The following is a 13,897-nucleotide window of genomic DNA, read 5'->3' as shown; positions in this document are numbered from 1 at the left end:
TTTTTATTATGGGAAAAGGGAGTGTTGTAATGAATTTATTAAAAGAGTATTCACAATCATTATTTGCTCATCCTGTAGTGGGAGCAACTGGTACAGCAGTTATGATGATGGTTAATTTTATGTTTGGTACAGGAATTACACGTACAGCAGGTTTAATCTTTTTAGCTGTTCTTACGCTTGATTGGTTATCTGGACGGGCTGCTTCAAAGAGGGATGGTACGATGGCAAGTGAATATGGGATTAATGGTGCATATCGTTCGGCATTTATGATAGGAATTATTGTACTTGCTTTTCGTGTAGATGTGGCATTAGGTTTGCCTTATGTATTGTACGCATACTTTATCTTCAATTTTGGTCTGCCGACATGGAAATCCATGACTGCAAATGTATATCGTGCAGGTTGGGAACGATGGGTTCCAGGGTTTGCATTGGAGCGTGTGGCAGACGAGATTGAACACAAAACTGCACGTGCGAACAAGCGTTTAGCAGAAAAAAATAGATATTTGGATGGTGATGCAGAATGACATATAACATCGAAAAACGCATAATGTCAGGACTACCCAATATTGCATTAGAAGGGATAAGGTATGTAATTGCTCATGAATCAGGAAACCCTAACAATACAGGTCCTAAAGCATTAGAAAACGAAATTGCCTATATGAATCGGAATAAGGCCAATGCTTACACCTCGCATTGGGTAGGTGATGGTGGTCGTATTGTACAAGTTGCACCAGTCAATAAACTGCAATATGGTTGTGGTCCAAAAGGGAATCCGTATAGTTATGCCCAAGTAGAACTAGCAAGAACTTCTGATAAGGAGCAATTCAAAAAGGATTATGCTGCGTATATTTGGCTTTTGAGAGAGCTAGCAAAGGCAGCTAATATCCCAGTTGTACTAGACGGTAGTGGAAAAGGAATTAAGTCACATCGTTGGATTTCAGATAATTTAGGTGGTACAAATCATAGAGACCCATACTCATATTTACTGAGCATGGGCATTACGGAAGAACAATTTAAGCTAGATATTAAAAATGGACTAGAGGAGGATTTAACAATGAGCCAATACGATGAGTTAAAAAAATATATTGATACACTACAAAAGGAAATTAAACAATTAAAAGAAAATAAAGCAGAGTTGCAATCTAATGATGCTGTTGGTGCATCTCATAAGGATGCATGGGATTGGGCAGTAAAGGAGGGTATTATTCGAGGGGATGGTAGTAAAAATATGAATCCAAAGGGTGTATTAACACGTGAGCAAATGGCAACAATGCTCAAGCGATACCATGAAAAATTTATAAAGTAATAAAGAAGCCCAGGTACTCAATTAATTTTGAGCCTGGGTATTTTTTGTGTCAATTAAAAATATTTGACCAAACTTCGCTTGATTCAACCTCTCGTTTTATATCAAAATAGAATTTTACAGTAGCTACATTTCCAGCATAACGACCTCTGTTTTCCTCTACAAATACCTGTAAATAAAATTGTCCATCCATCATCATTTTTTGTATAGTGAATTCCTCATCAATCAAGCCGACTTCGGGGATTGAATCTTTTTCGGTTGCCTGTAATTGAAAACGTATGAAAGATGTAGTGTAAGCACCATCCAGAATAATTTGAGAACCATTGAATAAAGTGGTTTCTTTATGATCGATAACAGCTTCTAAATCAAAATCTTGTCCTACTGAATTATTTTCAATATCGATGTTTTCTAAAGTTAATATGTAATTACTAGGAATAGTCTCAGCAGGAACAATTCTAGTTAACTTATCGTAAGTATTTTTATATTTGTTACTTAAAATAACTGAGCTGACAATTATAAATATTAAAACAGTAATAGAAATAACCGTTGTTAAATACTTTTTTCGAGTATGTTGCGATTTCGTACTATTATTTTTCTTAAATTCAATGAAAGATAGTATACAAGAATAAACGTTAAGAATAATAAATACCAGAATCATAAAAACGAAGAAAACTCCTGGAACGTACCATGCTGGCTCCCAAAAGAAACCAATCCACAAACAAAATGCCACTATAACCATTGTAGGTATTGCAACAAAACGAATACTTTTACCCAGAAACTCCATTACATTCTTCCCCTTGTTTGATTAATTTTTACAAAGCAAGATTACAGTTTACATTATAATATTCAGGAAGTACATGTGAAAAGTAATAAAAAACAGACGAATTTATTTGTCGTCTGCCTCAATTATAAATAATTCATTTATATCGGTAATTCCAAATGCAATGATGATTTTTTCTAGGGCATCCTTTGAATATAGTTTAGCCCTGTTATTTGCTAAATCACTGATTAGTCGTGTGGACAGCCCTGTGATTTCAGCTAAATATTTTTGTGTCCAATCTCTTTCAGCCAACAATACTTTAATCCTTAATTTTATACGCATACCACACTCACCTCTCTTATGAAAATAATTATAGAAATAAAAACAAAATTACGCAATTTGTAATATCACAAGAAATACCATCATATACCTTGTAACACAATTACATTTAGAGAAATATTATTACAGTAATGAACGCACCACAGGTTCTCTTACGAAAGTAAGAGTCCCATTAATCAGGTATACATAAAAGTTAACTCAGCTGTTGATGTAACTAGGAATTCAAAATACCAATCTCAATACTTGTGTGGCATTCAAACAGGCATTAATTAAAGCATTGAAATAGGTAGGTTGAGACCGTCAATGAGGACTGTTTTTTTCAAAAAAAGATGGGGGGAAGTAAATGATATTTGAGATTGTAACAACCACGTTGTTTGGAGGAATCGCATTAAAAGCATTTTTAAGTAAGCAAAGCCTGGCTACAAATGAGAGTGGAAAAATCCAAAAAATCATATCCCTGAGTGGTTTAAATGTTAAAGATGGAAAAGACACTTTGACCACGCAATTAATTAAGAAAAAGCAATATGAATGGGGGTGGGAATATAAATATCGCATCCCTTACGGGCGTAGCTTCGATGACTATTTAGGCAAAAAAAGAGTATTGGAGGACGGAATAAATAATCGAAGAAAACGGATTACTTTTAATGAAATTAGTTCTTTGAAATGGGATAAAGACGTACTTCAACAATTGCAACAACTTTGGAAGTCTAAGCTAACAGATTGCAAAGAAATTGAATTAGATTTTGATGGACTGTTGATTATAAGGGTTTATGATAAACCAATGGCAAAAAGTGTACCGTTTACGGCAGGAGAGAACTGGGAAGTACCTATAGGAGTTGCAAGAGAAATGAATAGCTTTAGATACCATGACTTTGAAAAAGTGCCTCATGTCGTTTTAGGTGGTGCTACACGCTATGGTAAAAGTAATCTCATTAATTCTATAATTTGCAGCTTAATACATAGCAATTCAAACAACGTAAAATTCTTCTTGATTGATTTAAAAGGTGGAGTTGAACTGTGCGACTATGAAAAAATTAAGCAAACTGTATCAATAGCGTACGAACCAGAAGAAGCACTAGTAACGCTACAACAAGCTTATGATCGTATGCGTGAAATACAGGTTGAGCTAAGAAAACGAGGAAAGAAAAATGTGCAAGAAATGGGGATAAAAGATCGCTATTTTATCATTGTAGATGAAGTAGGTGAATTAAACCCAGCTGAAGCGGTTACGAAAGAAGAAAAGCTATTAAAGCAGCAATGCCAAACAATCATGTCGAAGATTGCCAGGATTGGTGCTGGATTGGGATTTCGGCAAATTCTCGCTACTCAATATCCAACTGGTGATGTAATTCCAAGACAATGCAAACAAAATTCAGATGCCAAGTTATCTTTTCGGGTTCAATCTGCAATAGCTTCTAGGGTGGTTCTTGATGAATCGGGTGCTGAACTACTTCCACAGATACCAGGTCGGGCCATTTATCAAACTGCTGATAAAAGAGAAATTCTGCAAACACCACTTATAACACCCGAAATTATTCATTCCACTATTCTTCCTTACATTATTATCGAGAAGGAGGAACAATGTTTTGAAAAAGAAACAGTTATCAGACAGAGACGAACAAATACTGTTAGCTTTGAAGAAATTTGATTTTTTGACACGGGATCAAATAAATAAATACTTTAAATTAGGAAAGGTACGTAATACAAATCGAGTGTTGAAAAATCTCTCTAGTTATCTTGTGAGCTATCGTGAAGGAAATCAGAGTGTGTATTATTTAAGTAAGATAGGTCGTGAATATGTAGGATGTACCAAAGTGCGAAAAAAAGGCAATCATGTCCAGCATACGATTATGCGCAACGAATTTTGGTTGTTTTTTAAATGTCCGAAAGATTGGAAGAATGAAATAAAAATTTCAAATGGAACAAATACGGTTGTTACTGATTCGATGTTTACACGAAACGGATTTCAATACTTTTTAGAAATTGATAACATTCAAAAAATGAAGGTGAATCGAGATAAAATAAAACGATATAAAAATCTAATGCCAAGCCTAATACAACAGTTCGGATATATCCCTACGTTAGTTTGGCTTACGACTACGGAGCTGCGCAGAAAACAATTAGTAGAAGCGTGCGAAGGTTTAAAGTGTCAAGTATACACAATGGATGATATTTATTAAGGAGGGAAAAAATTATGTTTAAAAGGCATATTAAAACAGAGGTTGTGCCAGCAACCAAGTACACAGATTTTTCGGAGCGTTTCCCAAATGATGCAAAGTATGCAACTTTAAAGCATGTGGCTGTAGCAGGAGCAATCCCCACTCTAACAGCTGTTGGAACAGGTTTATTTCTATATAACAAATTTCATGATACAACTTCCTCCACACTCCTTCCAGTTAATGTTCCAGTTCAACAACCTGTCCTAGAGCCGATTGTCTCTCAAGTGCCGTCTATTGTACCTGTTAATGCGGTGGGGCAACCTGTGGGAATCATCGCTGATAAGTCATTGGAAATATTAGCGTCTGCATTAGACCCACTTGTTCAAGTGTTAGTAGCCATTAGTTTCCCTATAGCTTCTGTTATATCAGTCGGTGCTTGTTTTTATTTCATGTTTGGTAATTCAGAAAAAGCTTGGAACACCATCATGAACGCTGGTTTAGGATATTGCTTAATTCAAATGTCGCCATTATTTTTGGATATACTTAGAATGATTGGAGAATCTTTTTAAAAAGTTTATGGTAAATGTTACCTCAAATGCATTACTATTATATTGTAATATGTGATTATAAAGGAGTAGATTAAATGAAAGTTGAAAAGGAAGAAGCGATTGCGGGTGCAACAGGAGCGGGCATAGGGGTTGCTGGTGTTGGAATAGGAGTTATGGGAGCAAATGCGGCAGCTATGACAGGTGGGTTAGCAGCTACAGGAGCTGTAGTTGGAGGAGGGATGGCTTTAGGCATTGTTGCTGTAGCAGCTACTCCACTAGTTCTTGGAGCAACTGGTTTTGCAGCAGTAAAGGTATATAAAAAATACAAGAATAATAAACGCGACAGAAAAGAGGGGAATTAAAATGTGGCATTTGGGATTATCGGATAATAATATAACTTACAGTCTAGCAAGACAAAATTTTTCGAAAGATATACAAATAATGTATCTTACAGACTACAGTGAACATGAGACTTATTATCTAATATCCCCTCATTTTAGTGATTTGCCCGAAGAAGAGTATGAAAAAGCCTACTACAAAGCATTATCTTTTGTTCGTTTAATAAATGGGTGCTTACTTTTAAAGGGCGATAATTTACTGAAAGTGGATAATTGTTTGACTGATTTTGATGATTCATATAATTCATTAACGAGGGGTAAAGAGGTATCTGGAAGAAATCTTATTGAGTATGCACAATTTGTAAATCCATTCGAAAATATAAAAATAGAAGATTTGAAAAGCGATTTATACTTAGCTAACTGCTTAACTATGGTTAAAAATGATGAAAAAGTTCGAAGAGTAATTGGACTACTGTATCTATATCATAGGGATAATTTGTATCTTTTAGTAAATGCTTATAAAGTTTATGAAATTATTTGTGCTGACCTAGGTATTCCAAGAGAAAAAAGGTCATATAAAAAAATTTGTAATGGTTTAGCAATACCAGATATGTTACCTTATTTAGATTATTTTATTTTAGGGAATTTTACGCACTATGCTAACACTATAACAAGTTCTGATGGGACTGAGGTTTCTGGTTTGTTTTCACGGCACGGTCAATCTAAAAATGTTTATGATGAAAATCCACTAGATCTTAATGAACTTGATTTGAATTTGAGAAATTTAATCAACACATGGTTAAGTATAAAAATTAAAAATTATATTGGGGTTGTTCATAAGGAAAAATACGAAAAAAGAACAGATAGTTTTGATATATAAGTTGATTTCGGTGAAGAAAAAAACAGACAACTAGAAAAATTAGTTGTCTGTTTTTGCTATTAAACCAAATAAAGTTGTTGAAATAAATATAAACATATATTTAAAGTTAATTTAAAATTAGCGACCAAAAAAGCGACCAACTAAATAATTTTAATCAGAATTAAGCAACCGTTAACTAAGAAAAAATATAATAAACACCGATATTTTAAAGACTAATCAACCTAAAAATCATATAAATAATCCAGAAAAACCACTAATGAGCATTACAAGTGAATGCGATCATTTAGATCCCTCCTTTAAAGGAAACGTTGATTTATATGGATTTACATGAGGTTTTATAATAAGTTGAATTAAAAAGGCGACCAATTTACATTAATTTGTTAAAAATTATAAGTGTCTATAGATATAGTAACATGTGATTGTCCTAATTGCTCTTGAATTGTTTTGAAATTTACTCCCTTTACAATGGGATAAGATGCAAAGGTTCATGCAAATTTATTAGACGAAATTATTTGTCTATAATAAATCATTTCCATCTTCATTATATGTAGGATACTATTCATTTTTCTTTTGTTAGGCTGATTTTGGTAATCTTGATGTATATGAATTAGGATTGTTTAATTGATTTTAATGAATTAATTATATTTCTACCGTAAAAAAGGATAAAGTAAACTAGTGTAACATTTATAAAGAAATAAAGTATATTAAAGTGAATTTGAGTAATGCCATTTTTAGTAAATAAAGCAATTGCGGATGATAACTCATACTCACCGATGTAACTTATAAAGGGGAATGGGGCTCCAAATTTGTTAGAATCATAAGATGCAAAGAAGATGGACAATACGCTCATTATAACGCTAATCCATAACAACGCCTTTTTGTTTGTACCTTGCATAAAGTCATCTCCTTTTTATATTTTAACTACCCAATATAATTATTATATCGTAGAAAGTGGAGTGTGGTAATGTTTTGGGAATTTTTATTGAAACATTATCCAAAATGTTTATTGTAATTTAAATAAATATCGTTATTAAAACAGCTTTTGACAATTTGATAAATGATAAAGCAATGTTTATTTTCTGAATTGTTGGAAAGGTAATAAATTGGTATAATGGACTGAATTGGTTAATGAAAGGGGATTTATGATGAAACAGATGACTGAACGTAAATTAATGAATGCTTGGAGAATTTATACATTGTAGGAGGCACTATGCTATTAAATAAACAAGGTTTTGATTTATGGGCCGATGGATATGATCAAACGGTACAACACAGTGAGGAAAAGGATCAATATCCATTTGCAGGCTATAAAGCGATTTTAAATAAAATTTTCAATGAAGTGATGGCTGTTCCTGCTTCCACTGTTTTAGATATTGGCTTTGGTACAGGGATATTAACGGCGAAGCTTTATGAACATGGGCATTCAATTTATGGCTTTGATTTTTCAGCGAACATGATTGCCATTGCCAAGGAAAAAATGCCAGATGCCCACTTAATGGAGTGGGATTTAATGAATGGCTTGCCACAGGAGCTATTGCAGCAGCCCTATGATGCGATTATTAGTACGTATGCGCTCCATCATTTTACAGATGAGCAAAAGGCTTTGTATATCACACAATTATTACAGCACCTATCACCAACAGGGAAAATTTTAATTGGCGATGTAGCTTTCCAGACAAGAGAGCAGCTGGAGCAATGTCGTCAAGATAGCAAGGGATACTGGGATGAGGATGAATTTTACTTTGTCCATGAGGAGCTAAAGGTCGCCTTACAGAAAATTTGTGAGTTAACCTTTTACCCACTATCGCATTGTGGTGGAGTCTTTGTGATTAGTCGGAAGAATATAAATGCTGATTAGTGATCCCTTATATGGGGAGTTCGAAATAGATGGTTTGTTAGAGGAATTGATTGTAAGTAAGCCAGTTCAACGCTTAAAGGAAATTCATCAGGCTGGGGCAGGCTTTCTAGTAAATAGCAGGTGGACTATTTCAAGATTTGAGCATTCTGTAGGTGTCATGCTGCTTATTAGAAAGTTTGGCGGTTCATTGCAGGAGCAGGTGGCAGGCTTATTACATGATGTGTCCCATACCGCTTTTTCCCATGTTGTGGATGTTGTCCTTGAAAATGAGGCGGAAGATTATCATGAAGCAATATTCATGGATGTTATCAAACAGTCTTCGATACCTGCGATTCTAGAAAAATATGGCTACGAGGTTGAGAACATACTCGATACATCAAGGTGGTCGTTACTTGAACAACCTGCTCCAGCATTGTGTGCGGATCGTATAGATTATACATTAAGAGATATGTATTTTTATAGAAATTTAACTTTGGAAGATATCCAAAAATTTTTACAGGACTTATTCGTTTTTCAGGGGAAATTGTGTGTTAAAACGATTGAGCGTGCAGAATGGTTTGTGAAAATTTATTATCAGGAAGTGTTAGATTTTTTCTTGCACCCTTTAAATATCTATGCGACTAGTTCGTTAGCGAATGTATTAAAACTGTCGCTAGCAAAACAAATTCTAACGCTTGAAGATTTCCTAAAGACTGATCATGAAGTATTGCAGCTGGTGAAGGCTTCACATGATCAAGACGTTCAAGCTCTTTTACAACAATTACATGAAAATGTAGAGGTAAGAGAAGAACAAGAGAATCATGACATTCATTTTCGTAATAAAGTGCGACTCATCGATCCAGCTGTCTATCATCAACAGCGACTATGGAAGGCGAGCGAGGTATCTAACCATGTTAAAGCAATGAATGCCTGTGCTTTGGAAAGATTTGAGCAGGGTGTTTATGTGAAAATAATCAAAGGGTAGGCAATCATTGAGGAGCTGTCAAAAGGCAGCTCCTTTTCTTTAGGCAAACATGGATAAAATATATTTGCAGAAAGCATAAATAGGGCATAGACAGCGAGCGCGCTCATAACAGAAATGCCTGGTTTAAACCAGCCTGTTAGGAGGAACGTGAGCACAGTAAATAATAGCATGCCAACCGCTCCAAATACCGTGTTTTGAAGAACAGTATGAAAGGTATCTTCTTTCATATTTTGTGCCACCTACTAAAAAATAGAGAAAGTATAACATAGGATGCCCAAAATTAAATTCAGATTAGAGTGATAATACTGTAGAAGGAGAGTGTTCACAAGTACTCATTGATACGATTTAGCAAGAAACGCAGAAAGATAGATGTTTATGAAAAATAGATAGTATATTTGGGAGGGGGTGAGTTGTGATGTCCATTCTATCCTTTATGCTTTTATATGTAGTAGGCATACCAATCTCCACGCTGTTGCATGAAATTGGGCATGCATTGGGTGTTATAGTATGTTCAAAGGAACGAGCCCATGTTTATTTGGGGGCAAAAAATTTTCCTGAAAACTTGCGTATAGGTCGTATACATTTCCATATTCGATGGGGATTTTTTGGCTTCTGTACCCCGCAAAAAGGGAGTAGCTTCACGCGCAAGCAGTCGCTTGGATTTATAGCGGGTGGTCCTATCATGACTTTAGCAGTATTATTTTGTGCTAGCTATCTAGCCCGTTATTTTACTGATTATGCAGGGATACACTATTTTTTTAATGGCCTTTTTTATTGGAATACTTTTCAATTTCTTGCAACAGCATTCCCGCTAATTTATCCAAACTGGTATAAGCCCTATGCAGGATTACCCTCAGATGGCTATCAAATGCTAAGCTTACTGAAGAAAAATATCTGAAAATATAAACTTTAACGAGGTAGCTTTTAATATATCGTGATATACGATATAATCGTGTGTAACGATATATTAAAGGAGCTATTACAATGATTAAAGATATAAATGATTATTTTACAACGATATTCTATCATCTACATACAACCCATGAAGATGTTATTTCCCATCAAAGCGTGCGTATTTTGCAAATGATTCAAAAGGAAGCGGAAGTGACGGTGCGTGATATTGCAGGGTTACTAAATATTTCTCCTAATACGGCATCAGAGCATGTGAAAAAGCTAGAGCGTCATGGCTGGGTGATGAAGGAGCGTGCAAGTGACGATCAGCGTAAGGTCATGCTACATTTGACAGCAGAAGGGCTACAAGTGCTGAAGAAAAACTCGGAGCTAGATGATGATAAGCTACAGCAAGCCCTTAATCAGCTAACTGAGCAGGAGCAGCAAGCCATTCTACAGGCGTTTCGACGTCTAAGTGAGGTGGCAAAATAATGTATACATTCTTTAAAATTTTGAGTTCAGCAGCCATCATTGGCGTTGTGACGGAGGTTGCACGTCGATTCCCTACCTATGGAGGCATTATTGCTGCGTTGCCATTGGTGAGTATTTTAAGCATTATTTGGCTGACCGTGCAAAGTGAGTCGAGTGAGCATATTCAACGCTTTACAGTAGGCGTTATCGTTGGCTTGCCTGCAACGATGTGCATGCTATTTGTGATTTACATGGCGATGAAATCCTCCGTACATATTGTACTAGCTATTGGTCTTGGTGTGCTGTCCTGGGCTGTATTTTTAGGCATACAAAAAGCGATTGCAGGGGTTTTTCATATTTCCATTTAAGAAGGAGTTTATAACATGACGATTATTGCCATACATGAAGTACCAAAACAAACTGTAAGAGAATTTTTTCAGGAGCATTGGGGTTCAACGGAGATGGTCATTTCCAGTGGCATTTATGACTGTAGTGATTTAGCGGGCTTTGCTTTTATGAATGAGCAACAAATGATGATCGGTTTAATCACCTATATCGTGCGAAAAGAGGACTGTGAAATCATTTCTTTAGATAGTACGGTTGAGGGGAAAGGCATCGGTTCTGCTCTTGTGAATGCGCTAGAGCAAGCAGCAATGGAGCAGGGCTGTACAAGCATATCACTTATTACAACAAACGATAATTTACATGCATTAAAATTCTATCAAAAACGTGGCTATTGTTTAATAGAAATACTACGTAATGCAGTGGAAAAAGCAAGAGCCTATAAACCTTCTATCCCGCTCATTGGTAATGATGGTATTCCAATACGAGATGAAATACGTTTACAAAAACAACTTGACTGTCAATAAGTCAGGTTGTTTTTGCTATACTGGTGAGGAGGAAAGAGAGGGAAAGTATGAAAAAAATACTATTTATTTTACTACTGAGTGTGCTTGTGGTCGGAGCAATCTTTATGATTTATCTTAAGAGCAATCCACCACTTGTTATTCAAAGCTATACCAGCAAACAAGGCAATGAAGCAATCAAAATCATCGCACTTGAAAATACAGGGTTGCGTGAAATTAAGCTGAAGCAAATACTGGTGAATGATCAGCCTTCTGATAGCGCGAAGCTTGTAATAAGTAAGTCAGAACCGTTTGAGGCGGAAACAAAGCTAGAGGGAAATGATCAACTATCTTTTCATAAATTAGCACAGCGAACGATCGTACCTCAAAGATACATAAATCAACAAGCTATTGGTGAGCAGCCGCAGCATTATGCTGTTCAAGTTCAAGCGTCTAACAACCAGAAAGTAACGATACACTATGAATACTTAAAAATACCTTTTACGCTTACAGTTGAGCTTCAAGCCAATAAATAATCGCTTTTTGTCTTATCCTTTATGCCTGTGTCAATTCCTAAGATTGTTTGGTGAAAAGCTCCTATCTCTCCTAGAACATGGTAATATTGTATTAACAGCAATTGTGATACTAGGAGGGACCTAATGGCATTTATCATCTTGGGTATAGTACTATTTATCTGTGTTATCACTGTGGCTTTAGTGTTTATGAAAAAGCTTTCGAAAAATGATATTATGCTTGAAGTGACAGCCACTTGTGAAGGGAAAAATGAAGACAATCAAGCGATTATGAAGATATATTTTAGGTATTCCATTGGACGTCTTGCCAGAAGGAAACGAGAAATGATAGGCAGTATTGAATGGTCTGAAGGGTGGATGCCTGTCAGCTATAATTTAAAAGAACATGGCGTGTATGATGAAGAACGACTTCTGTATGCGACGAATGAGCAAACGTATTCCACCTTTGAAATAAATGCGACGAATGCGCTTGATGAGCAAGGACGTGGAGAGGGCTACGTGGTCCTTGTATTGGAAAAGCCAAATACCTCTCATATGTCCCGAGCGGGTGTTATTCTCGCTGTGACAGCCAATATGGTTACATATCAATTATCAGACTCCGCTAGCTGGCACAATGATATGCTAGCGAACTAGCTATCCAATGTTTTGGATAGCTTTTTTTGGTATTTACAAGTAAAAATAGGCTGTTTATGGAACCAATTGAGGAAAATAACGTATAGAAAGAAGAAGGACTTGCAGGAGGAAGGAGGATATAGATGTCCGAACAACATAGCAAATACAATGTTCCAAGGCTTGTCACAATAGATGAGCAAATATGTGCACTTTTGCAGCAACGAAAAGAGCAAGCAGCTCATACTCCAGGCTTGCCTTCGGATGATACCATTTCGAAATGGGCACAGCAATATGGTTTCGATGATACTTTTTTAGCGTTGTTCTTCCAGTTGATTAAATCAGAAAAATACTATACTTCAAAGGTAGAACCATCAGGCTTCCGTCACTATATCCCTGTATTGAAAACGGTAGAAAAGGGAGAGCGTTTGTATACGGTTTCTTATGTTCGTCAATATGACAATGCAAGTGTAGTACAATTATTAATCGATTGGGATGAGCAGCAAGAACCTCAGCTAACGATTCAGCAAAAATTACAACGAAATCATTTTGGTCTATACATTGATGCGTCCTATGAATGCCGAAGTAAAGGTACAGGTGGCTCAAATGGACATGAAAGCAGTACGTATGTGGTGACACCACCCTTGCCAGATGATTTAAGGGGACTTCACTTTGTTTTTACAGAATACGAGGATGCCTTTGAAGAAAAGCCGACAGGATGGGCTGTCACCATACAAGGTTAGGGGGATATTTAATGAGAAAATGGATGTTTCCACTTGTCCTCATCATCCTATTGACAGCTTGTCAAAGCCCCAAGCAGGAGATACATTATATCGCCAAAAGTGAGCATTGGAAAGCCATCTATCATAGTAATGGCGAGGTGGGCTTACGCTTATTTTATCTGGGAGATGATGATGATTTGGGGCCTTTAGAAATTACGATTGAGGGGACAAAAGAATCCCAAAATTTAAGTGATGTTCAGTTAAATAAAGATGGCTATTATTCCTTCACAAAAAAAGAAAGTGAGAAAATCTTTAAACGAGAAACAAAGCCAATGATCCATGTAGAATGGCAATCTGAAGATGAGACCTTAGAAGTGAAAAATTATTAGGAGATAATAATAAAATGCGAATTGAACAGCGCGAAGATATAGTGATTATTGATGGGCTAGAGATCAGCGGTACGATTCAAAAGAATCAACAATGCCCGAGTTGTCAAAATTCCATCATCTATGATGACACGTTCGATAGTTATTTTTGTGCGATGTGTAATGAGTGGCAAGAGGCGGCATGTGATGACCCGAATTGTCACTACTGTGTACAACGTCCAGAACGTCCATTGCAAGCCCGTCGCTAAATTTTTTCTTTTTTAGGGTTTGACAAAGAATTCACTATTCGTT

General features: G+C 36.0%; 21 protein-coding genes. 18 read left to right on the top strand and 3 right to left on the bottom strand.

Going from position 1 to position 13,897, the window contains the following annotated elements; genetic code table 11:
- Positions 1–29 precede the first annotated feature (29 nt).
- Both RCJ95_RS17020 and RCJ95_RS17015 read left to right on the top strand, forming a co-directional pair.
- A complete protein-coding gene (locus RCJ95_RS17020) occupies positions 30–524 on the top strand; it encodes a phage holin family protein (RefSeq protein WP_446722530.1) in 495 nt (164 codons plus the stop codon).
- Positions 521–1,306, top strand: coding sequence for an N-acetylmuramoyl-L-alanine amidase (locus RCJ95_RS17015; protein WP_446722529.1), 786 nt, complete (start codon positions 521–523; stop codon positions 1,304–1,306). The genes RCJ95_RS17020 and RCJ95_RS17015 overlap by 4 nt, the downstream gene beginning before the upstream one ends.
- Before the next feature lie 49 nt (positions 1,307–1,355).
- Here RCJ95_RS17015 and RCJ95_RS17010 read toward each other — a convergent pair whose 3' ends face one another.
- The gene (locus tag RCJ95_RS17010; RefSeq protein ID WP_446722528.1) at positions 1,356–2,087 is read right to left on the bottom strand and encodes a hypothetical protein; all 732 of its coding nucleotides are present in this window, start codon (positions 2,085–2,087) and stop codon (positions 1,356–1,358) included.
- Between the two features lie 102 nt (positions 2,088–2,189).
- Positions 2,190–2,405: a helix-turn-helix domain-containing protein gene (locus tag RCJ95_RS17005; protein WP_446722527.1), complete on the bottom strand. Its 216-nt coding sequence runs from the start codon at positions 2,403–2,405 to the stop codon at positions 2,190–2,192.
- Between the two features lie 340 nt (positions 2,406–2,745).
- Between RCJ95_RS17005 and RCJ95_RS17000 the strand changes: the two genes are divergently transcribed.
- From RCJ95_RS17000 to RCJ95_RS16970, 7 genes are all read left to right on the top strand, one after another.
- Entirely contained in the window at positions 2,746–4,050 is a 1,305-nt protein-coding gene (locus tag RCJ95_RS17000; RefSeq protein ID WP_446722526.1) for an FtsK/SpoIIIE domain-containing protein, read from the top strand.
- On the top strand, positions 3,989–4,582 hold the full coding sequence (locus tag RCJ95_RS16995) for a replication-relaxation family protein (RefSeq protein ID WP_446722525.1): 594 nt from the start codon (positions 3,989–3,991) through the stop codon (positions 4,580–4,582). The genes RCJ95_RS17000 and RCJ95_RS16995 overlap by 62 nt, the downstream gene beginning before the upstream one ends.
- 14 nt (positions 4,583–4,596) lie before the next feature.
- Positions 4,597–5,130 carry a hypothetical protein gene (locus tag RCJ95_RS16990; protein ID WP_446722524.1) on the top strand — a complete coding sequence of 178 codons (534 nt, stop codon included), beginning with the start codon at positions 4,597–4,599 and terminating at the stop codon, positions 5,128–5,130.
- 74 nt (positions 5,131–5,204) lie between these two features.
- Positions 5,205–5,471: a hypothetical protein gene (locus tag RCJ95_RS16985; RefSeq protein WP_446722523.1), complete on the top strand. Its 267-nt coding sequence runs from the start codon at positions 5,205–5,207 to the stop codon at positions 5,469–5,471.
- 1 nt (position 5,472) lies between these two features.
- Positions 5,473–6,327, top strand: a complete 855-nt coding sequence (locus RCJ95_RS16980) for a hypothetical protein (protein ID WP_446722522.1) — start codon at positions 5,473–5,475, stop codon at positions 6,325–6,327.
- Between the two features lie 1,210 nt (positions 6,328–7,537).
- Positions 7,538–8,185, top strand: coding sequence for a class I SAM-dependent methyltransferase (locus RCJ95_RS16975; RefSeq protein WP_221682321.1), 648 nt, complete (start codon positions 7,538–7,540; stop codon positions 8,183–8,185).
- Positions 8,175–9,149, top strand: a complete 975-nt coding sequence (locus RCJ95_RS16970) for an HD domain-containing protein (protein WP_221682320.1) — start codon at positions 8,175–8,177, stop codon at positions 9,147–9,149. Before RCJ95_RS16975 ends, RCJ95_RS16970 begins: the two co-directional genes overlap by 11 nt.
- Here the strand turns inward: RCJ95_RS16970 and RCJ95_RS16965 are convergent.
- Positions 9,125–9,376 carry a hypothetical protein gene (locus RCJ95_RS16965; RefSeq protein WP_446722521.1) on the bottom strand — a complete coding sequence of 84 codons (252 nt, stop codon included), beginning with the start codon at positions 9,374–9,376 and terminating at the stop codon, positions 9,125–9,127. The two genes, RCJ95_RS16970 and RCJ95_RS16965, sit on opposite strands and share 25 nt — an antisense overlap.
- A gap of 188 nt (positions 9,377–9,564) precedes the next feature.
- Here RCJ95_RS16965 and RCJ95_RS16960 point away from each other — a divergent pair, with 188 nt between their 5' ends.
- The 9 genes from RCJ95_RS16960 (at position 9,565) to RCJ95_RS16920 (ending at position 13,854) form a co-directional block, all read left to right on the top strand.
- Complete coding sequence (locus RCJ95_RS16960; RefSeq protein WP_446722520.1) at positions 9,565–10,047, top strand: hypothetical protein; 483 nt, start codon at positions 9,565–9,567, stop codon at positions 10,045–10,047.
- An 86-nt stretch (positions 10,048–10,133) separates the two neighbouring features.
- Positions 10,134–10,532: a MarR family winged helix-turn-helix transcriptional regulator gene (locus tag RCJ95_RS16955; RefSeq protein WP_131520412.1), complete on the top strand. Its 399-nt coding sequence runs from the start codon at positions 10,134–10,136 to the stop codon at positions 10,530–10,532.
- Positions 10,532–10,879, top strand: a complete 348-nt coding sequence (locus tag RCJ95_RS16950) for a DUF3147 family protein (protein WP_016993931.1) — start codon at positions 10,532–10,534, stop codon at positions 10,877–10,879. Before RCJ95_RS16955 ends, RCJ95_RS16950 begins: the two co-directional genes overlap by 1 nt.
- Positions 10,880–10,894: 15 nt before the next feature.
- Entirely contained in the window at positions 10,895–11,380 is a 486-nt protein-coding gene (locus RCJ95_RS16945) for a GNAT family N-acetyltransferase (protein ID WP_274773110.1), read from the top strand.
- A 47-nt stretch (positions 11,381–11,427) separates the two neighbouring features.
- Positions 11,428–11,892, top strand: a complete 465-nt coding sequence (locus RCJ95_RS16940) for a hypothetical protein (RefSeq protein WP_257522075.1) — start codon at positions 11,428–11,430, stop codon at positions 11,890–11,892.
- A gap of 123 nt (positions 11,893–12,015) precedes the next feature.
- Entirely contained in the window at positions 12,016–12,522 is a 507-nt protein-coding gene (locus tag RCJ95_RS16935; protein WP_257522076.1) for a hypothetical protein, read from the top strand.
- A 122-nt stretch (positions 12,523–12,644) separates the two neighbouring features.
- Positions 12,645–13,241, top strand: a complete 597-nt coding sequence (locus tag RCJ95_RS16930) for a hypothetical protein (protein WP_446722519.1) — start codon at positions 12,645–12,647, stop codon at positions 13,239–13,241.
- Positions 13,242–13,252: 11 nt separating this feature from the next.
- On the top strand, positions 13,253–13,609 hold the full coding sequence (locus RCJ95_RS16925) for a hypothetical protein (RefSeq protein ID WP_274773115.1): 357 nt from the start codon (positions 13,253–13,255) through the stop codon (positions 13,607–13,609).
- Positions 13,610–13,623: 14 nt separating this feature from the next.
- Entirely contained in the window at positions 13,624–13,854 is a 231-nt protein-coding gene (locus RCJ95_RS16920; RefSeq protein WP_337975790.1) for a hypothetical protein, read from the top strand.
- The last annotated feature ends 43 nt before the right edge of the window (positions 13,855–13,897 follow it).

Source organism: Lysinibacillus sp. BSL11, assembly GCF_052928325.1.
The sequence above is the reverse complement of the archived record's forward strand: the minus strand, read 5'-3'. Positions and strand labels throughout refer to the sequence as shown.